Here is a 19827-nt window from a genome sequence, read left to right as displayed (position 1 = left end):
CCACGCGATAAAATCACACAGAAAATGACCCGCGACGGGCTTATCGAGGTAAACGAAACACAGCAGACCGCCGAGCGTATCAGCAGCCGGGAAGCAGACAGCGACTTTTCACAGCCGGACAGTGCCGCAGCGGAACGCGTCATAGAACATCTTGACGCAGCACATACCCGAAAAGCAAACAAAAAGGAAGTCAAAAAAGAGCAGGAAGCTACTGCTTTGCGTACTTCCACTTCCCGCTTACAGTTTACCGAGGAAGAACGGGCAACGCCGGAACTGGAAACTTACATCAAAAAATCGGAAAAAGCCGCTGACCGACTGGACGCAGCAAAGGCAGCTATCCCAAAGCAAAAGAAACTGGTTAAGGAGCGCACCTTTGACGAAGCCGCAGGAAAGGCAAAGACCCGCCTGCACTTTGAGGAACAGGAAAAGCCGATACCCGGCGGCAAAGCCCACAGCAACCCGTTATCCCGCCCCGCGCAGGAAGCGGGTATTTTTGTTCACAACAAAATCCACAGCGTCGAGAAAGACAATTCCGGCGCGGAGGGCGCGCACAAATCGGAGGAACTTGCCGAGCGCGGCGCAAGGTACGGGACAAGGAAATTCAAACAGGGCTACCGCAGCCATAAGCTGAAACCCTACCGGGAAGCAGCAAAGGCAGAAAAGGCAGCGTTCAAGGCAAATGTGAACTTCCAGTATCACAAAGTCTTGCAGGAAAATCCTCAGCTTACAAGCAATCCCTTTTCCCGGTTTATGCAGAAACAAAAAATCAAACGCCAGTATGCAAAAACTGTAAAGAAAGGCGGTGCAGCCACCGCCAAAGCAACCGCCGGAGCGTCACAGACAGCAGCAAAGAAAGCGGCTGCCTTTGTAGGGCGACACCCGGCGGGCGTGATAATCGCTATCGCCGCGCTGCTTCTGTTCATCATGGTATCAGTAGGGCTTTCCTCTTGTGGGGCAATGTTTTCCGGCAGCATGAACAGCGTGTTAGGGACTTCCTACACGTCCGAGGACAGCGACCTTGTGGCAACGGAACAGAGCTATGCTGCAATGGAAAACGAACTGCAAAGTGAGATTGACAATATCGAAACCACCCACAGCGGCTATGATGAATACCGCTATGACCTTGACACTATCGGGCATAACCCACACGAACTTGCGTCTTATCTGACCGCCCTTTTACAGAGCTACACCCCACAGAGCGCACAGGCAGAGCTAAAACGGCTGTTCGGCTTACAGTACACCTTGACGCTGACGGAAGAAATCGAGATACGCACCACCACCGACGAGGAGGGCAACGAGGAAGAATACGAATACCGTATCTTGAACGTGAAGCTGACAAACAAGCCGATTGCTTCCCTTGCGGAAGAACTGCTGAACCCACAGCAGTTTGAAATGTTCAAAGTGTACTTACAGACACAGGGCAACAAACCGTTGATTTTTGGCGGCGGCTCTCCCGACGGCAGCCCCTCCGAGGATTTAAGCGGCGTGGAGTTTGTAAACGGCACACGTCCCGGAAACCCGGAGTTTATGGAGCTTGCAAAACAGCAAGTCGGAAACGTGGGCGGTTATCCCTATTGGAGTTGGTATGGCTTTAACAGCCGCGTGGAATGGTGCGCCTGCTTTGTGTCATGGTGCTACAATCAAGCCGGAAAAAGCGAACCCCGCTTTGCAGGCTGCGAATGGCAGGGCGTTCCTTGGTTCCAGTCAAGGGGACAATGGGGCGCGCGGGGCTATGAGAATATCGCACCGGGCGACGCTATCTTTTTCGATTGGGATTTAGACGGTGTTGCAGACCATGTGGGGCTTGTGCTTGGCAGGGACGGAAGCCGCGTCTATACCGTTGAGGGCAATTCCGGCGACGCCTGCAAGATAAAGAGCTATGACCTTAACTATCAATGTATCAAAGGCTATGGGCTGATGAACTGGTAAAGCAGCCCCAAAAAGAAAGGAGAAATGACCTATGGCAAACAATAAAATCGACCGTATCAATAAGGAAATCGCAAAGACCCGCGAGAAAATCACAGAGTATCAGAACAAGTTAAAAGGACTGGAAGCGCAGAAAACCGAAGCGGAAAACCTTGAAATCGTGCAGCTTGTACGAGCTATGCGTCTGACCCCGCAGGAACTGAACGCTATGCTGTCCGGCAGCGGTATTCCCGGCATGAACGCCGCACACGCTACCGAAGCGGCAGACTACGAAGAACAGGAGGAAAATGCAGATGAAGAATAAACTGAAAAAGACCATGACTGCCCTTTGTGCCGCCCTTATCCTTATGGGCGGTTTTTCTGTCCCTGCCTATGCACAGGGCGCAGCCACAGAGCCGCCCGCAGGGGACGCGACCAACGACAGCAACGTAGTTGTGGAGGAAAAAGAGGAAACGCCGCCCCTTACCCCAAAGGGAAACGCAACACTGGTTGACGATTACGGCGGCAATAAGCAGCTTATCACTGTTACCACCAAAGGCGGCAACTATTTCTATATCCTCATTGACCGCGCCGCCGAGGGCGAACAGACCGTACATTTCCTAAATCAAGTGGACGAAGCCGACCTTATGGCACTGACCGAAAACGGCGAAGCTGCCAAAAAGCCGGAAATCTGTAACTGTACGGAGAAATGCGAAGCCGGAAAGGTAAACACGTCCTGCCCGGTATGTGTTACCAGTATGACAGGCTGCACAGGCAAAGAACCTACCCCAACACCAACCGAGCAGCCGGAAGAACCGAAAGGAAAAGGCGGCAATCCCGGTGTGGTGCTTGCCTTAGTCCTCTTTGCCCTGCTTGGTGGCGGCGCAGCGTTCTACTACTTTAAGTTTCTAAAGCCGAAGCAGAATGTAAAGGGCGATACCGACCTTGAAGATTTTGAATTTGAGGACTACGACGAGGACGAGCCGGAAGCAGATACCGGGGAAACTCCCGAAGATGAAGAAACGGAGGAAGAAACCCTATGACCCTGTTTACCGACAATCCCTTTGAAAAGATGATGATACAGAAACCGAACGGGCGGCGTGATAATGCTCCGCCTGTTCCTTATCCCCCGGCTTGCGCTTCCTGCCCTTACAAGGGACAGTCCCCTTGTGTTGGGTATTGCATTAGAAAGATTGAAGCAAAACGACAGCCGGAACGATAAAAAGATGTACTTTCGATATGGAATATGATATAATTGTTCCAACCATAGGAAATGATAGAGTTAAACAAATTTTTAGAGTAAGCAAAGGAGATAAAAATATGTTACCCATTTCTGATATTCTTATTCGCTCAATAAGTGGATATGTGTTTATAGTTCCAGTTTTTATATTGTATTTCTTATACCTTAAAAAATCAGGAAGAAAGCAAAGCCTTCTCCATATTACTGCTGTATTTTTATTCTATTATTATCTTTTCGGGATTTTGACCGTAACAGGTATTGGTTATACAAGCACAATATCATTTCGTCCGAGGATTTCTCTGATTCCGTTTCTCGGTATGATAAGTGGACCAATAGATACCATACTGAATGTTGTTTTATTTGTTCCTTTTGGATTTTTTCTGCCGTTGCTGTATAAGAAATATCATCACATAAAGACTGTTGTATTAACTGGTTTTCTGTTCTCTTTATCTGTTGAAATTGTTCAGATGTTTGGTTGGGGTTCAACAGATATAAATGACCTTATTACAAATACAGTTGGAGTCTGTTTAGGATATTTGGTTTATTATTTGCTATCAAAAGTCTTGCCTAATAATTTAAGAAAACAATTTCAATCTGAGAATGTCAATGATATGGTCGAAGTGCCTTTGTTTGCAATTTACACATTTATAATCATGGTTACAGTTCAACCTTGGGTAATCCATAGTTTACTCAATATTGGATAAATTTTAGTTTTGTCAAATCATTTTACTATTTCATATCGCACAATTTTATACAATCACTTGTAGGAGCAATCGAAAAATCGGTTGCTCTTTTCTTTTACCCGAAAGGAGGATTTTTATTTGATTTTAGTTATCGCAGAAAAGCCCAGTGTGGCGCAGACAATCGCTGCCGTACTTGGGGCAAAGGAAAAGAAAGACGGATTTCTCACAGGAAGCGGCTATATCGTTTCTTGGTGTGTGGGACATTTGGTAGGGCTTGCGGAAGCTGCCGCTTACGGGGAGCAGTATAAAAAGTGGAGCTATGACAGCTTACCGATTTTGCCGCAGGAATGGAAATACACCGTTTCCGCTGACAAGGAAAAGCAATTCAAAACCTTAAAGGAGCTTATGCACCGGGCAGACGTTTCCGAAGTCGTCAATGCCTGCGACGCAGGGCGCGAGGGAGAACTCATTTTCCGTTTTGTCTATGAAATGGCAGGCTGCAAGAAACCTATGCGCCGCCTTTGGATTTCTTCTATGGAGGACAGCGCAATCAAAGAGGGCTTTTCCTGTCTGAAGAACGGCAGGGATTATGACCCTCTCTTTGCTTCCGCATTATGCAGGGCAAAAGCAGACTGGCTAATCGGTATCAATGCCACCCGCCTTTTTTCTGTCCTTTACAATCATACCTTGAACGTGGGGCGCGTACAGACCCCGACCTTAAAAATGCTTGTTGACCGGGACGCAGCGATTACCACTTTCAAGAAAGAAAAATACTACCATGTACGCCTTGCATTATCCGGCGCGGAAGCTGCAAGTGAACGAATTTCAAATAAGGCAGAAGCCGACGCATTAAAAACGACTTGCGAAGCGTCGCGGGCAGTATGTACTTCCCTTGTGAAAGAGAAAAAGACCGCAGCTCCGCCGAAGCTCTTTGACCTTACTTCTTTACAGAGGGAAGCAAACCGCCTGTTCGGATATACGGCAAAACAGACCCTTGACCTTGCACAAGCCTTGTATGAAAAGCGTTTGCTTACTTATCCGAGAACAGACAGCGCATTTCTGACCGACGACATGGGCGACACAGCGGCGGGCATTATCAAGCTGCTTTGTGGGAAGTTTTCCTTTATGGCGGGAAAAGACTTCACGCCGGAACTTGGAAAGGTGCTGAACAGTAAAAAGGTATCAGACCACCATGCCATTATCCCAACTATGGAGCTTGCAAAGACCGACCTTGCCGCGCTGCCGGAAAGCGAAAGGAATATCCTTACCCTTTCCGGGGCGCGTCTACTTATGGCGACCGCCGCACCGCATACCTTTGAAGCGGTTACGGCAGTCTTTGAATGTGCCGGACAGTCCTTTACCGCAAGGGGAAAAACGGTGCTGTCCGACGGGTGGAAAGAGATTGACCGAAGATACAGGGCAGCCTTAAAGAACAAGCCCGAAACGGACGACGCAGACAGCGACACAGAAAAGACCCTGCCGCCGTTTACCGAGGGACAAACCTTTGACAATCCGGCTGCAACGGTAACGGAGCATGACACAACACCGCCAAAGCCCCACAACGAAGCGTCGCTCCTTTCTGCTATGGAACGCGCCGGAAGTGAGGACACCGACCCGGACGCAGAACGCAAAGGGCTTGGAACTCCCGCCACCCGCGCCGCTGTCATTGAAAAACTGGTAAAGGGCGGCTTTGTGGAACGAAAAGGCAAGCAGCTACTTCCCACAAAAGACGGTATCAACCTTGTGTGCGTCCTGCCGGACACCTTGACAAGCCCGCAGCTTACCGCAGAATGGGAAAACAATCTGACGCAGATTGCAAAAGGCAAGGCAGACCCCGCCGCATTTATGGAGGGTATCGAGAATATGGCGCGGGAACTGGTAAAGACCTATCCGTTTCTTTCTGATGATAAAGCGCAGATGTTCAAGCCGGAACGGGAAGCGTTGGGAAGCTGCCCCCGCTGCGGTTCTCCTGTCTATGAGGGAAAGAAAAACTACTATTGCAGCAACAAAGAATGTATCTTTACCATGTGGAAAAATGACCGTTTCTTTGAAGAACGAAAAGTAACCTTTACCCCGAAGATTGCCGCTGCACTCTTAAAATCCGGCAAGGTAAATGTGAAAAAGCTCTATTCCCCAAAGACAGGCAAAACCTACAACGGAACTATCGTATTGGCTGATACGGGCGGGAGATATGTCAACTACCGCATTGAACTGCCGAAGAAAAAATAACTGAATAGCAAGCATAGGAAAAGAGTACCCTTTTCCGTAAAATCCCTGCTTTCTCTACCGAGAACGGCGGGGATTTTTGCTTGTTGGGAAGTTTCCCAAACCCTCTGAAACCGAAGAAAGGAGGTTACACATGGCAAGTTTACGGGACACCGTAAAGGACTATCAAGAAGAATTAAGGGACGGTATCGCTTGGGTGGCGTTTTGGAAAACGGGACGCTCTTGGAACGCAGAATATTTCCACCTTGAAATGAGCGATATTCTCTACCCGGAGGACAGAAGCCGCATGGAAGAAATCAAACAGGCTGACCCTGCCGCCGTTGTGGTAAACGGCTATTACTCCGGCTATCTTGGCGAGGATAGGAACCTTGACGAGCTGACCGCCGGGGTGCGCCGCCACTACGAAAACGGATATAGCAATATCGGGGAATTTATCGAAGCCCACGACGACAGGCTGCCGCCGGAGCTTATCGAGGAAGCAAGAGCCGCCGCCCACGCTGCGGGGCTGCCTTTCTCTGAAAAAGCCTACCGGGACGGCGAAGAACCCGACCCCTATCTATTTGACGGGAGCATGAGCATGGAGGACTACGAGCTTATGCACCGCATGATTGAGAAAGAAAGGAGCGAACACATGGAACAACCGATTTTAAGCGGGTATCTTTCTAATCTTGGAAAGTACACCGAGGGCAGACCTGCGGGCGAATGGGTATCATTCCCCACGACTGCCGAGCATTTGAAAGAAGTCTTTGACCGTATCGGCATAGACGGCAAAAACTACGGGGAGCTGCATATCACAGAATACCAGTCCTCTATTGCGGGACTGGCAGGAAAATTGACCGAGCTTGAAAGCCTTGACGAGCTGAACTATTTGAGCGAACTTTTGAAAATGCAGTTTGACGACGACAGGGAAAAATTTGTTGCAGCTATGGCATACGGCGACCATACAAGGGACTTGCAGGACATTATCAACCTTGCACAAAACCTTGATTGTTACTGGCTTTATCCGTCCGTACAGAGTGAGGAAGATTACGGGCATTATCTGATTGAAGAACTGGACGAGTTGGAGCTGCCCGAAGAAGCAAAAAAATATTTCATGTATGAGGAATACGGGCGGGACGCTGCTATCAATGACGGGGGCAGATTTACCGAGCAGGGCTATATCTACAATAACCGTAATACCTTTACAGAATGGTATGACGGGCGCGACGTGCCGGAGGAATACCGGGTAACGCCGCAGCCGCCAGTACAGGAAAAGGAACAGGCAGACCTTGACGCTTCCGCAGCTATACCGACCACCGCCACAGAGCAGCCCCCGGTTCTCCCGATTATCCTATCTTCTGAAAAGCCCGCTGACAAGATGAAAGAGATTACCGACCGACTGGAACAGGGGATTTTAGGACTGTATGAAAGCGACCGTTACGCCGACTATCTGCGTACTATGTCAAAATTCCATGATTACAGCCTTAACAATACAATCCTTATCGCCATGCAGGGCGGCAATCTTGTGAAAGGCTATAAACAATGGGAAAAGGAATTTGACCGCCATGTAAAGCCGGGAGAAAAAGCTATCAAGATACTTGCGCCGTCCCCGTTTACCGTTAAGAAACAGGTGGAAAAAATCGACCCGGACACCCAAAAGCCTGTTTTCGATAAGGACGGGAAACCTGTTACCGAGGAAAAGGAAATCAAGATACCCGCCTTTCGTGTGGTATCTGTCTTTGATATTTCACAGACCGAGGGAAAGGAGCTTCCTGCCCTTACCTATGAGCTGACGGGCAACGTGGAACAATACAAGGATTTTTTCGCTGCCCTTGAAAAGACTTCTCCCTTTGCTATGGGATTTGAAGCACTAAGCGGCGGCGTAAAAGGACGCTGCAATTATGAGGAAAAGCGTATCATCATCAACGAGGGCATGGACGAATTGCAGAATATCAAGACCGCAATCCATGAAATCGCCCACGCCACGCTGCATGATACTGCCCTTGCTATGCCGGAACGCCCCGACCGCCGTACCCGCGAGGTACAGGCGGAAAGCGTCGCCTATGCTGTCTGCCAACATTACGGGCTTGATACGTCGGACTATTCTTTTGGATATATCGCCGGGTGGAGCAGCGGAAAAGAACTTGCAGAACTGAAAGGCTCTCTTGAAACAATCCGCAGCACCGCCGCAAATCTGATTGATACCATAGACGGACATTTTGCAGCAATCCAAAAGGCACAGGATAAGGAACAGACCACCGAACAGGCGCAGCCCGCACAGGAAGCTACCAAACAGCCCGAAGCAGAAGCCGCCACGCCGGAGCTTCCCGAAGAAACAGCCCCGGTACAGGAAAAAGAAACACAGCCGGAACAGGCTGCACCCGCCGCCCCTTATTATCCTATCAATGAAGCTGCCGCCAAACGTGCAAAGGATATGAACAGCTTTTCCGATTATAAGCAAGGCAGCGCGACGGCTGAATACAGGCATTATGTAGATGAAGCCGTACAAATCGCAGAAAGGCAAAAACAGCGGGTAGACCCGATGTACCATGAGAAAATCGACAGCCTGCTTGACACCTATGCCCGGAAACTGGCGGCGAACATGAATAAAGGCTATGAGATTGACGCGCGTGTTCCCTCTATCCTGATTGCGGGCGGCTCTAACTTCCCCACAAGGAAGAAAGAAAAGCAGAACGCAGCCCGCGACAGCAATTACCGGGAATGGCAGGACATACAAGGGCTTCTTGATAAAATCCGCAGTACCGGCATGGGCGGTATCAGCGCAGACGACCCGCAGGCAGTACAGAAGTTAGAAAAGAAACTGGAAAGCCTTGAAAAATCACAGGAAACCATGAAAGCCGTAAACGCCTATTACCGTAAGCATAAGACCCTTGACGGCTGCCCGCATTTACCGCCGGAGGAACTGGAAAAACTGAAAGCAGACATGGCGAGCAGTTGGCATTTGGAGGACAAGCCATTTGCGACTTGGGCGTTATCCAACAACAGTGCAGAAATCCGGCGCGTGAAAGACCGTATCAAATCTCTTTCACAGCAAAAAGAAATCGGTTTTGTGGGTTGGAAATTTGACGGCGGCAAGGTGGAAGCAAACACCGAAGCGAACCGACTGCAAATCTTCTTTGAGGATAAGCCGGACGAAGCCACGCGGGAAGCCCTAAAAAGTAATGGCTTCCGTTGGTCGCCCAAAGCAGGGGCATGGCAGCGGCAGCTTACCAGTAACGCCTATTATGCGGCTGATTATGTCAAGGCGATTGTACCCCTTACGGGGGAAAAGCCTACCGAGTTACAACGGGCGCATATCCGGGCGCAAAAGGTAGATGCACAGGAGCAGCCGGAACAGGAAGCCCCACAGGACAAAGACACCTTTTCCATTTATCAGATAAAAGGCGGGGACGAAACAAGAGATTTGCGCTTTGAACCTTACGACCGTCTGACTGCCACAGGACACCGGGTAGACGCGAAAAACTATACACTTGTCTATTCCGCAGAGCTTACGCCGGGGACTTCCCTTGAAGATATTTACACCCGCTTTAATATCGACCACCCGAAAGATTTTAAGGGACACAGCCTTTCCGTTTCCGACGTGGTGGTGCTTCATCAGAACGGGCAGGACACCGCCCACTATGTAGACAGCTTCGGTTATAAGGAAGTGCCGGAGTTTTTCAAGGAGCAGGAAAATGCCCTCATTCCCGCCGACTTGGAAACGGGCGAAACAATCAAAACACCGAGAGGGACTTTCTATGTAACCGCCATGAGCCGCGAGCAAATGGAAGCTGCCGGATATGGATTGCACCACCAGTCCGACGACGGAAAATATCTGATTATGGGGAACGGCACTAGGGCTTTTGCTGTTCCCGTTCAGCCAGAGAACTATCTGAAAGCTGCCGAGCAGACCACAGAGCAAAACTACAACATGATTGACGGGCAGATAAACAACACCCCGACTACCGCAGAACTGGAAGCAAAGGTAAAGGCAGGAGAAACCATTTCCCTTGTTGACCTTGCGGAAGCTGTCAAGGCTGACAAGGAACGCGGCAAGGCAGCAAAAACGGAAAAGAAGCCCTCTATCCGGGCGCAGCTTAGAGCAGACAAAGAAAAAACCGCACAGAAAAAAGCGGCAAAATCAAAAAATCACGAATTGGAGGTATGAGCATGATTAGACTGACCGTTGAAGAAACAAACCTGTTGAGCATTTACAATGAGGGCGGTAAGCGCGGGCTTATGGAGAACATCAACGCTGCGCTGCCGTTTATGGACGAGGATATGCGGGAACTGGCGAAGCGCACCCTTGCGAAAATTGCACCTCTGACAGAAAATGAGTATACGGAGCTTGCCATTTTCGCCGCTGATGAGGTATGACCGGGCTAAAGCGGCTTACGCCGCCCCAAAGCCGGAAAGTCAACAGCCTTGTAAAAAAGGAGTGCTGCAACTGCGATAACGGACACTGTATTTTACTGGACGACGGGGAGGAATGTGTCTGCCCGCAGCTTATTTCCTATTCTCTTCTATGCAAATGGTTTCAGACCGCCGTACTTCCCTTTGATAAGCTGCTGTATGCAGAGCTTTTCAAGACCGAGGATAAAAAGCGTTGTACCGAGTGCGGAGCTTCTTTTGCGTCCACCTCTAACAGCGTCAAATACTGCCCGGACTGCCGGAAGCGTATTACCCGCAGACAGGCAGCGGAGCGCATGAGGAAACGACGCGCCCTTGTTACGCAGTAGGGGCAAAAAAAGCCTTGATTTACAGGGCTTTCCGGGTGTGAAAATGACGCGGCAAGGGTTTTATACCTTTTCCCTCAAAAATGGCGTTCTACTGCGTAACATTTTATCGCTGTACCCATAAGAAAGCCGGGGCGCGGATAGTCTTTACCGACTGTCTGCGTCCCGGCTTTTAAAACTTCAAAACCACTTTGTTTTTTCATCTCTGAATTGTGGCATATCATTTTGGGCGTATGGATTATAGGTATTGAGATTACAACCAAATTCTTTCAACTCCATTATTTTGTTATTTTCCGTCCATACTATTAAAGAAATTCCGTCAAATTCTTCAATATTACCATTATTCATTTTGTTTTTGAAATACCATTCTACAATAGTTTGATTTTCCTTATGAAAAAATTGTTTAATATCCCACACTAAGACTTTTCCACGAGTATTCCATTCATCAAACCAATGTTTTACTGTTTTTCGACTTTCATACTTAGGACTCCAACTTTCAGTGTAAATCACATCTTCTGTAAAAATACTATCAATCCCTAAATCTTGTTGTTTTAGCCACATATCAAACCATAAATGAATAATTCTTTCTCTTTCATTCATAACTTTTAAATCCTTTCTCTATATTGATTTGAGGGGTTGCACTCTTATCTGCGGTAAGTAAACGGTATATCGTAAGGGGGATATACCACGTAGCAACGACAAGCCGCCATATTAAAATGCCCCCGCCGATAATGCCGTCCAAAATGAAGTTAATGGCAACGATACCCACCGTTCCAGCTATGTCATATCCATGCGGTACAAGCCATACGAACATACGGCGAATGCCAAAGGGGATACCGCAGCACAGCCATACATAAAAGTAATTGGTCTACCCGTCCTCTGTAAAGATGTTCTTGAACATGAAGAATAAAAACAATGCAATAACGGCGGGCAAAACGTTTCTCTTGAAAAAGTCTTTCCAAATTTCTCCGCGTGTCATGGTATCACTCCTTTTCCATTGGAAATTGTGGGATAGCTTCTAACAGTTTCATTATGAGTGTTTGCCGTAAATCTTCGTCGATTTCCTCTTTGATAGTCCCGTCCGGCTGACACTTTTTTACCATTGCAAGGCGGTTGATTTCGTCGCCGTAACAATCAAGCACCTTTTCCAACGCCCATTTTTCGCCCACAACGGCAGCGCATATCGTTTCATAGTCCGGCATTTCCTGTTCCATTTTCTGACACTTCCTTTGCTGAAAATGTATCACTTTAGTATGTGGCTACTGTCTTTGATAGGAACTATTATATCACACAAGTATGAACAAAACTACTCCCCGCGTTCTTTCCCTTTTTCCCGTTCCGGCTCTCTTGGCTGCCGTAAAATGCTGTCTATGTTCTGTTTGATAACGTCGTACTCTTTGACCTGTTTTTTCAGTTTGCCATAGTCCGCGTAAAGGGCTTCTTTCTGTTCCCGGAGCTTTTCATAGTCTACTTGTAGCGCGGCGACATTCGGGAGCTTGGAAACGCCCGCCGTTTTTAGTGCCTTTGCCGCTGCTTCATGGAGTATCAGACTGCTTTCCTGCTTTGCCCGGTATGCGTCCTTATCCTTTGCCCTGCGGTATGCTTCATAGACAGGTTTTGTCTTTTGGTAGGTGGTAACGTGCTTCATCAGCACCGCCATGTTTGCAAGACGTTTCTCCACGCTCTTTAATGCGTCTGCTGTCTTTTCATTTTCCGCATTTACTTCCTCAATCCGGCTGACTAAATCTGCGTACTGCTCAATCTTATGTTCTGTCAAGAAATTCATAGTCTTTGCAGCCAGTTTCAGATTATGGATTTTCGCCCACTGTTCATAGCCCCGGCTCTGCGCTGCCTTGATACTGTTTTCAATGTCAATAAGCAGCGATACGCCGCGCTGCTCTTTGGGAGCTTTCGCCGCCTTTGTGCGCTTGCCCTCTATCCGTTCTTTGATTGCTTCCTCTGTATAATCTGCACCGAGGGTTTTTAAGCGGGTAAACCGTTCCTGTCCCGGAGCGCGGCAGGAGATATATTTTCCCGGCTTTATCTCATAGCCCGCTGCCTGTAACCGCTGCAACAATTCTTCAAAACTTGCCACTTGGGGGATAAGCGTATCAACGGTAATTTTCAGCTTGCCTTTCCAACTTGCACCGACCTTTTCCGCTTGATATTCTGCATAGCTTTTTCCCTTGCTGCCCTTACCCGGAACGACAACGGACAGCCCGTTTTCCCGGCACAGCTTATCGCTCATGTTCCGTATGCCATAGTAGCTGCGTTTATTGGAATTGTATTTGTGGTAGTCAACAAAATTGACCGCACAAAAAATGATATGGTTATGGATATGCCCTTTGTCTATGTGGGTAGTTAAGACGTATTCATGCTGTCCCTTTGTTACCGCGTCGGCAAGCTGTTTCCCGATTTCGTGGGCTTTCTCATAATCCACTTCCCCCGGCTCAAAGGACTGTATCAAATGGTGGGCGAGATTGTTCCCTTTCTCTATGGCTTGTGCAAGCGTAAATCCAAACTCAATATCTGCCGTTTCATAGCTGCACCCAAAGGAGGACACAAGCGTTTTCCCGTCTGTTTTATCCGGGTTTTGGATATAGTCAAGGGCTTTGCTCAACGTGCTTTTAATAGGCTTAATCTTTGTAACCGCCATATCTCCGCAAGCACCCCCTTTATTTCCTCTATGTCCTCTTGGTAGACGCTGCCTGTCGCGTTGACACGCTTTGCAATCTGATTGATATTGACCCCGATTTTCTGTATCTCCGCTGTCATGGCTTTTATGTCGCTATGGTCTGTCTGAATGATATACCCGTCAATGGCAATCTTGCGAAGATACGCCGCCATGTTCCGGGTGGGGACGAGCTTCATTTTCTGCTCAATCAATGCCCGTTCTTCCTCTGTTACATAGAATTTGATTTGTACTTTTCTTTTGCGTCCATTCATGCAATCACTCCTTTCCGTTCCGAGGGTTTGGGACACTTCCCAACAAGCAATTTTCAACCGACGCACCGCAGGACGGGAGGGAGAAAATACGGAAAAGGGTACTCTTTTCCTATGCTTGCTACGAAAGTTTTTTCCTCACTGGTTACTACAACGCAATGCTCTATATGCCAAAAAAGAGCAAAAGAAAAACGCTGCAATCTGTAAAGATTACAACGCTTCCTAAATCATATTCAATTTGCCGGACACATTTATTTGTCCTCTTTTTCGACTTCTGAAATTTCTTTTGCAGTTGCCGTTACAATCCGTATGCCATTATCGCTCATATCATCAAGGAGAGCGTCGAGCTGCCGCCGCTTTGTATCTTTTTGGGTGGGCGTATCTAAAAGAAACTGGTCTACGGATATATTGTAACGAAGCATAAGCTCAAAAAAGATTTGCAGACTGGGGTGCTGTCCTTTGTTTTCGATATTTGCAAGATAGCGAGGAGAAATATACATTTCATCACTTACCTGTTTGCGGCTTTCTTTGCGCCCCGTCCGCGCAGCTTTTATAGCTTCTCCAAATGCCTTGAAGTCATATTTTTCTACCGGTCTTTTTGCCATATTTATTCACCCAGTTACATTTTACTGTTCCCCTTTCTCTTTGGATATGTCTATACAGTTCCACTAAATAGCCATAATAATTCATATTTATATACTTGCTATTGTTCGTGTGTCCGACTATAATTATTATGATAAGATTTTCAGAAAGGACGGGTGTTGTTATGGAATATATGTCTTGCCCCGAAGCAGCAAAGAAGTGGGGAATTTCTGAAAGGCGGGTACAGATACTTTGCAGGGAGAAACGCATACAGGGTGTTTCAAAACTTGGGTATATGTGGTTGATACCAAAAGACGCGGAAAAACCGATTGACGGTAGAACCAAACAAGGAAAGGAGCTATACCATGAATAAAGTTTTGATTATAGATGATGATAAGGAACTTTGTGCGCTGATTAAACGCAGCGTGCTATCAGAAGATATAGAAGCTGATTTTTGTAATACGGGAAAAGAGGGATTACAAAAATTAAAAGAGAGAGAATATCAACTTGTGATACTGGACGTTATGATGCCTGGTATGGACGGATTTGAAACATTGGAAGAAATTAGAAAAGAAAGCAGCCTGCCGATTTTGATGTTTACATCAAAAAATGACAGTGCTTCTAAAGTACGCGGTTTAAGGGCAGGAACTGATGATTATTTGACAAAACCTTTTGACATGGACGAACTGATAGCCCGTATCGTTTCCCTTATACGCCGTTATACCCGTTTCAATCAACAGGACGGAATATCACAGCAACTTGAATTTGACGGGTTGAAAATTGATATTGAAAATCGTTCTGTTACTACGGAAAATGGAACTTTTGAATTGCCTCCAAAAGAATTTGACTTACTCTTATACTGCGCGAAAAATCAAGGGAAAATTCTGACAAAGCAACAGATTTATGAAGAAGTGTGGAGAGAGGAATATTTCTATGATGACAGCAACATTATGGCGATTATCAGCCGACTTCGCAAGAAATTAGAGGTAAATCCCGGAAGTCCAAAATATATTCAAACGATTAAAGGTATCGGTTATCGTTTTAACAAGGAGGTTTGATTTTCTATGGAAGCAGTCATTTTTCTATCCATAATAATTGCACTTTTCTCTATTCTTGTTTCCTGCTTTGCTATTCGACGTGTTAAAAAACAGATAGCCGAGATAACAGACGCATTGATTGATGTAAAAAACGGAAATGGAAACAGACGTATTTTATCTGCAACAAATGAACTGGTAGCCCCTCTTGCCTATGAAATAAATGAGATTGTTGTGTCTTATGAGAGCAGGCTTTCTACTGTCCGGCAGACAGAAGAAACAAACCGACAGCTTATGACAAGTCTTTCCCATGATGTTCGGACACCGCTTACAACGCTTATTGGGTATCTTGACGCTGCACATAAAGGAATTGTTACAGGAAAAGACAGGGACGACTATATCGAAACAGCCCGCCGCAAAGCTCACGATTTGAAAGAATATATGGATGTTCTTTTTGACTGGTTCAAATTAAATTCTAATGAGTTTGCTATGGATATAAATATTGTTGAAGCTGCGGAGCTGACACGAAATATCTTGATTGACTGGATACCCATATTTGAAGATAAGCAGATAGATTACAATATTGATATTCCCGAACAGCCTTTCCGGGTAAAACTTGATACGGACGGCTATATGCGGATATTGAACAATCTTATTCAGAATGTAATTTCTCGCAGTCATGCGGATAAAATAGAAATAATCCTATCAAAGCAGGAAAAAAATATGCAAATCCGATTAGCAGATAATGGAATAGGGATTGAAAAAGAAGATTTGAAGCATATTTTTGAACGGCTCTATAAATGCGATAAGGGACGGTCTGAAAAAGGCAGCGGTCTTGGGCTTTCTATCGCACACCAACTTGTAGAAAAAATGAACGGCACAATAACAGCAAATAGCACACAGGGAACAGGAACGGAATTTACTTTGCTTTTTCCCTTAGCAAATTAAGGTTCTCCCGTTCTTTTGACGGGAGCCTTAATTATTTTTGGGACAATATTTCAAATTGCAAGGTTAATGCAAGGTTGCGGCAAGGTTAATGCAAGGTTGGTATGATAGAATAGTTTACAGAACAGGAGGTTTGAATATGGACAAAAATTATATCATTGAAACAAAAAATCTTACCAAACAGTACGGCTCACAAAAGAGTGTCGCTGACTTAAATATTCATGTGCAGAAAGGGAGAATTTACGGACTGCTTGGAAGAAACGGAGCCGGAAAAACGACCACTATGAAAATGCTACTTGGATTGACAAAGCCAACTTCCGGCGAAGTTAAAATATGGGGAAAGTCTTTGCAGGGGAATGAAAAGAAATTGTTGCCCCGTATCGGTAGTCTGATTGAGTCACCCGGTTTTTACCCTAATTTGACTGCTACGGAAAACTTACAAATTTTTGCTACCTTACGGGGCATACCCAACCGTCATTCAATTAAAAACACATTGGATTTGGTAGGATTGCCTTATAAAGACAAAAAACTGTTTTCCCAGTATTCTCTTGGTATGAAACAACGGCTTGCGATTGCACTTGCAGTTATGCACGACCCTGAACTTCTGATTTTAGATGAACCTATCAATGGGCTTGACCCGATTGGAATTGCAGAAGTACGTTCTTTTATTCGCGAGCTTTGCGATACAAAGGGAAAAACAATTTTAATTTCCAGTCATATCCTTTCGGAGATTTCTTTGCTAGCAGATGATATTGGAATTATCGACCATGGCGCACTATTGGAAGAAGAAAGTCTTGCGGAACTGGAACAAAAAAGCAGCAAACATATCCGATTTACTCTTTCTGATACCGCACAGGCAGCAAGAATTTTAGAGCGTACTTTCCATGAGAGTCATTTCTCTATACAGGACGACCACAATTTACGCTTGCATAATCTTGATTTGTCCGTAGGAAAAATCGTGACTGCTTTTGTAGAAAATGGATTGGAGGTATCAGAAGCCCATACTTGTGAAGAAAGTCTTGAAGATTACTTCAAGCGTGTGACAGGAGGCGAAGGAATTGCTTAAACTGATTAAGTGCGAATTTTGGAAATTAAAGCGAAAAAGACTGTTGTATGCACTGATGTCATTGTCGTTATTTTTTCCGTTGATTTTGGCATATATGGCAAAGGCGGGAACTGGTGCAGATACAACAGAACACTATCTTCAAACCCGATTTGATTATGTCTATACAATGATGTTGGGATATGGTTTAGTTTTTTTGCTTCCATGTCTAATTGGTATCATTGCCGCTATTTTGTTTTTTATAGAAAGAGATTGTGATACTTCCAAAAACCTTAGAACAATTCCAGTTACAAATACACAACTCATTATGGCAAAAATTTCTATGCTCTTTATTTTCAGCGTTGCATTTTGTCTGATAAGCACATTGTCTGTTGCGTTGTTTTGTAAATTGTTTCATGTAGGAATGGTTTACGGTATGACTTATAAGATATTTATGAGCCTTATTTTTGGAGTTCTTATCGTAGCAGCTTCTTTACCGATTGTATTTTTAATTATTTACTTTAACAAAAGTTTTTTACTTTCTATCCTGCTTGCTTTTTTTTATTCCATTTTTAACTGGGGCATACTGGGAACGATTGGGACATCTATAAGTGCTGCCAAAATTGCTTTCTTAAATTCTTTTCCGGTTATATGTGTTATGAACTGGACAAGCGGCTTAATGATGGATAATTTGCAAAAAGATAATCTTTTGCCGGAAGCCTATGCGATTGTACCAACTACTTTCCATACAATTTTTATTATGGCAATTACAGTTGTACTTTCTTTGTGGCTGATAATTCGCTTTTATAAAAAATGGACGAGGTAAAAGATATGAGAAATATAATAAAAACTGAATTTTTAAAATTAAAACGATATTCTGTAATAAAAGCCGGAATTATTATGACAACACTTTCTCCGTTGCTGTCACTGTTTTATTCCACAGCCAACGGTGGACCGACATGGACGTTTGACTATTTTATGCAACAGGTTATGATTAGTAATTGTACCTTATTTTTTCCGATTATTATTGCACTGATTGCAGGTTATATCATAACAAGGGAATATACAGACGATACTATGAAGAATATATTAACAATTCCTATTCCATATAAACAGTTACTTTCTGGAAAATTACTTATTCTATTGCTGTTGACAATCAGCTTTAGTCTTATAGGTTGTGTGATAGCATTAGTAATCAATATTATTGTCGGATTTCCGGGAGTTCATTTTGGCAATCTACTCAATATGTTTATTCGTGTTACTGGGGCGAATATAGGAATTTATATTTCAGTCTTGCCGATTATTCTGATATTCTGTTGTTCGGCAAATAATTTTTTGGGTGGAGTTGCACTAGCTTTTGTGTATGGATATTTTGGAACTTTTGAAGGAACACTGTTAAATTATTATCCGATTAAAGCAAGCATGATTTTAGTAGACCCTACTTGTGGTGCGGAATATGGTTATACTTATCACATTTTCCCCGCTTTCATTACAATAGTTTTGACTTTCTTGATTTCTATGATTATTCTTGCAAATAAAAAGAAAGAACCCGGTACATTGACTGTTGGTAAGAAGAAAAAAGCAGTTAGAAAAAAAGGTTGGTAAATACCAAAAAGATTGAACCGAAAATATGTATCATCTATTTAATAATTATGGAGGTAAAGATATGATGTATAGGACAGAATTATTAGAAGAAATTACTATTGAAAATGCGACAGTGAAAATCAATGCCAAAATAGAGGAAATGGAAAAGGAAAGCTATCGCCTTGTCACAATGTCATTTTGGGGAACCGAAAGGGCTGTATTGGTTTTCAAAAAAGGATTAAAGGGCAGTTTGCTTTAATATGTAGCTATCTAAATAGAAAATTACTCATTCTAAATTAACATCGGAGGTATAACTTATGGAAAAGGAAACAACAGGAACTGTAATTTCAGTTACAAAACAATGGTGGTTAAAAGTAAATCGTAAACCTGTCCGTACCCATGCTATGGATGGTGCAGCTTTTCCACATATTATCAAGGTCAAATACACGATAGGCGTCAAAGATTACACCTGCCAAAAATGGATTGGCGCAGGAAACAAAATTCCTGACAAGGGAACAACGATTAAAGTTATCTATTGTGAAGATAAACCATCAAAAGCAAGAATTGAACTCTGATTCAAATAGCTTGATATGGTAGGTTTTATTCGGTGTGGAGTAACAAGTTTTGGTAATTTGGATTCCTCACTACTGAAAAAATAGTGTCTTTTATGCACACTTCCTAATTCTACGCTACGACAGCAAAAGAAAAAAAGCCGTCGTAGCGCAGACATATTTTCACGCGCATTTGAAGCGGTGGCTTTAATTTTTAGAGCCGCCGCTTCTTTTTGTCTACTGCTAACATGTAAGTAGGTAATCATCCGTACCTTCAAATCCCTTCCTGCATTTGATAAGATGGTCTCAAATGATGGAGGTAATACCAATGGATATGAATAATAATGTAATCTCAAAAGCTGATCTTTGGGCAGATC

The 19827-nt window shown here is 44.9% G+C and carries 23 protein-coding genes and 1 pseudogene; 17 read left to right on the top strand and 7 right to left on the bottom strand.

Annotated features, from left to right (window positions below):
• The first annotated feature begins 24 nt into the window (after positions 1-24).
• From Selli1_RS16210 to Selli1_RS16170, 9 genes are all read left to right on the top strand, one after another.
• Positions 25-1929 carry a CHAP domain-containing protein gene (locus Selli1_RS16210; protein ID WP_069432102.1) on the top strand — a complete coding sequence of 635 codons (1905 nt, stop codon included), beginning with the start codon at positions 25-27 and terminating at the stop codon, positions 1927-1929.
• Between the two features lie 31 nt (positions 1930-1960).
• A complete protein-coding gene (locus tag Selli1_RS16205) occupies positions 1961-2230 on the top strand; it encodes a DUF4315 family protein (RefSeq protein WP_069432103.1) in 270 nt (89 codons plus the stop codon).
• Entirely contained in the window at positions 2220-2948 is a 729-nt protein-coding gene (locus Selli1_RS16200; protein WP_035394374.1) for a DUF4366 domain-containing protein, read from the top strand. The genes Selli1_RS16205 and Selli1_RS16200 overlap by 11 nt, the downstream gene beginning before the upstream one ends.
• Complete coding sequence (locus tag Selli1_RS16195) at positions 2945-3127, top strand: hypothetical protein (RefSeq protein WP_005933783.1); 183 nt, start codon at positions 2945-2947, stop codon at positions 3125-3127. The genes Selli1_RS16200 and Selli1_RS16195 overlap by 4 nt, the downstream gene beginning before the upstream one ends.
• Positions 3128-3144: 17 nt before the next feature.
• Entirely contained in the window at positions 3145-3849 is a 705-nt protein-coding gene (locus Selli1_RS16190; protein WP_022621592.1) for a VanZ family protein, read from the top strand.
• Positions 3850-3966: 117 nt separating this feature from the next.
• Positions 3967-6057: a DNA topoisomerase 3 gene (locus Selli1_RS16185; protein WP_069432104.1), complete on the top strand. Its 2091-nt coding sequence runs from the start codon at positions 3967-3969 to the stop codon at positions 6055-6057.
• 130 nt (positions 6058-6187) lie between these two features.
• Positions 6188-10201 (top strand): antirestriction protein ArdA, encoded by a 4014-nt coding sequence (locus tag Selli1_RS16180; RefSeq protein ID WP_069432105.1) that lies wholly within the window; start codon positions 6188-6190, stop codon positions 10199-10201.
• 2 nt (positions 10202-10203) lie between these two features.
• Positions 10204-10410, top strand: a complete 207-nt coding sequence (locus tag Selli1_RS16175; RefSeq protein ID WP_069432106.1) for a transposon-transfer assisting family protein — start codon at positions 10204-10206, stop codon at positions 10408-10410.
• On the top strand, positions 10407-10772 hold the full coding sequence (locus tag Selli1_RS16170) for a cysteine-rich VLP domain-containing protein (RefSeq protein ID WP_069432107.1): 366 nt from the start codon (positions 10407-10409) through the stop codon (positions 10770-10772). Before Selli1_RS16175 ends, Selli1_RS16170 begins: the two co-directional genes overlap by 4 nt.
• A 177-nt stretch (positions 10773-10949) precedes the next feature.
• Here Selli1_RS16170 and Selli1_RS16165 read toward each other — a convergent pair whose 3' ends face one another.
• From Selli1_RS16165 to Selli1_RS16140, 6 genes and pseudogenes are all read right to left on the bottom strand, one after another.
• Positions 10950-11369, bottom strand: a complete 420-nt coding sequence (locus Selli1_RS16165) for a nuclear transport factor 2 family protein (protein ID WP_011861104.1) — start codon at positions 11367-11369, stop codon at positions 10950-10952.
• Positions 11362-11748, bottom strand: a pseudogene (locus Selli1_RS16160) (DUF6050 family protein). The gene Selli1_RS16165 and the pseudogene Selli1_RS16160 overlap by 8 nt, the downstream one beginning before the upstream one ends.
• A 4-nt stretch (positions 11749-11752) precedes the next feature.
• Positions 11753-11983, bottom strand: a complete 231-nt coding sequence (locus Selli1_RS16155; protein WP_011861102.1) for a helix-turn-helix domain-containing protein — start codon at positions 11981-11983, stop codon at positions 11753-11755.
• A 92-nt stretch (positions 11984-12075) separates the two neighbouring features.
• The gene (locus tag Selli1_RS16150) at positions 12076-13425 is read right to left on the bottom strand and encodes a relaxase/mobilization nuclease domain-containing protein (RefSeq protein ID WP_069432108.1); all 1350 of its coding nucleotides are present in this window, start codon (positions 13423-13425) and stop codon (positions 12076-12078) included.
• Positions 13386-13715: a plasmid mobilization protein gene (locus tag Selli1_RS16145; protein WP_009905253.1), complete on the bottom strand. Its 330-nt coding sequence runs from the start codon at positions 13713-13715 to the stop codon at positions 13386-13388. Before Selli1_RS16145 ends, Selli1_RS16150 begins: the two co-directional genes overlap by 40 nt.
• A gap of 248 nt (positions 13716-13963) precedes the next feature.
• Positions 13964-14317 carry a helix-turn-helix domain-containing protein gene (locus Selli1_RS16140; RefSeq protein WP_016728880.1) on the bottom strand — a complete coding sequence of 118 codons (354 nt, stop codon included), beginning with the start codon at positions 14315-14317 and terminating at the stop codon, positions 13964-13966.
• Between the two features lie 161 nt (positions 14318-14478).
• Here Selli1_RS16140 and Selli1_RS16135 point away from each other — a divergent pair, with 161 nt between their 5' ends.
• From Selli1_RS16135 to Selli1_RS16100, 8 genes are all read left to right on the top strand, one after another.
• A complete protein-coding gene (locus tag Selli1_RS16135) occupies positions 14479-14667 on the top strand; it encodes a helix-turn-helix domain-containing protein (RefSeq protein WP_009905249.1) in 189 nt (62 codons plus the stop codon).
• Positions 14660-15352, top strand: a complete 693-nt coding sequence (locus Selli1_RS16130) for a response regulator transcription factor (protein WP_281873944.1) — start codon at positions 14660-14662, stop codon at positions 15350-15352. Before Selli1_RS16135 ends, Selli1_RS16130 begins: the two co-directional genes overlap by 8 nt.
• A 6-nt stretch (positions 15353-15358) precedes the next feature.
• The gene (locus tag Selli1_RS16125) at positions 15359-16276 is read left to right on the top strand and encodes a sensor histidine kinase (RefSeq protein WP_281873941.1); all 918 of its coding nucleotides are present in this window, start codon (positions 15359-15361) and stop codon (positions 16274-16276) included.
• 136 nt (positions 16277-16412) lie between these two features.
• A complete protein-coding gene (locus Selli1_RS16120) occupies positions 16413-17339 on the top strand; it encodes an ABC transporter ATP-binding protein (protein WP_016728878.1) in 927 nt (308 codons plus the stop codon).
• On the top strand, positions 17332-18141 hold the full coding sequence (locus Selli1_RS16115) for an ABC transporter permease (protein ID WP_069432110.1): 810 nt from the start codon (positions 17332-17334) through the stop codon (positions 18139-18141). Before Selli1_RS16120 ends, Selli1_RS16115 begins: the two co-directional genes overlap by 8 nt.
• A gap of 5 nt (positions 18142-18146) precedes the next feature.
• Positions 18147-18920: an ABC transporter permease gene (locus Selli1_RS16110; RefSeq protein ID WP_016728876.1), complete on the top strand. Its 774-nt coding sequence runs from the start codon at positions 18147-18149 to the stop codon at positions 18918-18920.
• 61 nt (positions 18921-18981) lie between these two features.
• A complete protein-coding gene (locus tag Selli1_RS16105; protein WP_166460160.1) occupies positions 18982-19158 on the top strand; it encodes a hypothetical protein in 177 nt (58 codons plus the stop codon).
• Positions 19159-19216: 58 nt separating this feature from the next.
• Positions 19217-19474, top strand: a complete 258-nt coding sequence (locus Selli1_RS16100; protein ID WP_022621582.1) for a hypothetical protein — start codon at positions 19217-19219, stop codon at positions 19472-19474.
• Here Selli1_RS16100 and Selli1_RS16095 read toward each other — a convergent pair.
• The coding region (locus tag Selli1_RS16095) for a hypothetical protein (RefSeq protein WP_281873926.1) at positions 19432-19827 on the bottom strand (396 nt) is incomplete at its 5' end. The two genes, Selli1_RS16100 and Selli1_RS16095, sit on opposite strands and share 43 nt — an antisense overlap.

The organism is Sellimonas catena (assembly GCF_027924685.1).
Taxonomy (GTDB): Bacteria; Bacillota; Clostridia; order Lachnospirales; family Lachnospiraceae; genus Sellimonas; species Sellimonas catena.
This window is presented reverse-complemented; position numbering and strand designations above follow the sequence as displayed.

Coding starts and splice junctions, on each gene's coding strand:
- Selli1_RS16210 (WP_069432102.1), top strand. CDS start 25: ATGACCCGCGACGGGCTTATCGAGGTAAACGAAACACAGCAGACCGCC.
- Selli1_RS16205 (WP_069432103.1), top strand. CDS start 1,961: ATGGCAAACAATAAAATCGACCGTATCAATAAGGAAATCGCAAAGACC.
- Selli1_RS16200 (WP_035394374.1), top strand. CDS start 2,220: ATGAAGAATAAACTGAAAAAGACCATGACTGCCCTTTGTGCCGCCCTT.
- Selli1_RS16195 (WP_005933783.1), top strand. CDS start 2,945: ATGACCCTGTTTACCGACAATCCCTTTGAAAAGATGATGATACAGAAA.
- Selli1_RS16190 (WP_022621592.1), top strand. CDS start 3,145: ATGGAATATGATATAATTGTTCCAACCATAGGAAATGATAGAGTTAAA.
- Selli1_RS16180 (WP_069432105.1), top strand. CDS start 6,188: ATGGCAAGTTTACGGGACACCGTAAAGGACTATCAAGAAGAATTAAGG.
- Selli1_RS16175 (WP_069432106.1), top strand. CDS start 10,204: ATGATTAGACTGACCGTTGAAGAAACAAACCTGTTGAGCATTTACAAT.
- Selli1_RS16170 (WP_069432107.1), top strand. CDS start 10,407: ATGACCGGGCTAAAGCGGCTTACGCCGCCCCAAAGCCGGAAAGTCAAC.
- Selli1_RS16165 (WP_011861104.1), bottom strand. CDS start 11,369: ATGAATGAAAGAGAAAGAATTATTCATTTATGGTTTGATATGTGGCTA.
- Selli1_RS16155 (WP_011861102.1), bottom strand. CDS start 11,983: ATGGAACAGGAAATGCCGGACTATGAAACGATATGCGCTGCCGTTGTG.
- Selli1_RS16150 (WP_069432108.1), bottom strand. CDS start 13,425: ATGGCGGTTACAAAGATTAAGCCTATTAAAAGCACGTTGAGCAAAGCC.
- Selli1_RS16145 (WP_009905253.1), bottom strand. CDS start 13,715: ATGAATGGACGCAAAAGAAAAGTACAAATCAAATTCTATGTAACAGAG.
- Selli1_RS16140 (WP_016728880.1), bottom strand. CDS start 14,317: ATGGCAAAAAGACCGGTAGAAAAATATGACTTCAAGGCATTTGGAGAA.
- Selli1_RS16135 (WP_009905249.1), top strand. CDS start 14,479: ATGGAATATATGTCTTGCCCCGAAGCAGCAAAGAAGTGGGGAATTTCT.
- Selli1_RS16130 (WP_281873944.1), top strand. CDS start 14,660: ATGAATAAAGTTTTGATTATAGATGATGATAAGGAACTTTGTGCGCTG.
- Selli1_RS16125 (WP_281873941.1), top strand. CDS start 15,359: ATGGAAGCAGTCATTTTTCTATCCATAATAATTGCACTTTTCTCTATT.
- Selli1_RS16120 (WP_016728878.1), top strand. CDS start 16,413: ATGGACAAAAATTATATCATTGAAACAAAAAATCTTACCAAACAGTAC.
- Selli1_RS16110 (WP_016728876.1), top strand. CDS start 18,147: ATGAGAAATATAATAAAAACTGAATTTTTAAAATTAAAACGATATTCT.
- Selli1_RS16105 (WP_166460160.1), top strand. CDS start 18,982: ATGATGTATAGGACAGAATTATTAGAAGAAATTACTATTGAAAATGCG.
- Selli1_RS16100 (WP_022621582.1), top strand. CDS start 19,217: ATGGAAAAGGAAACAACAGGAACTGTAATTTCAGTTACAAAACAATGG.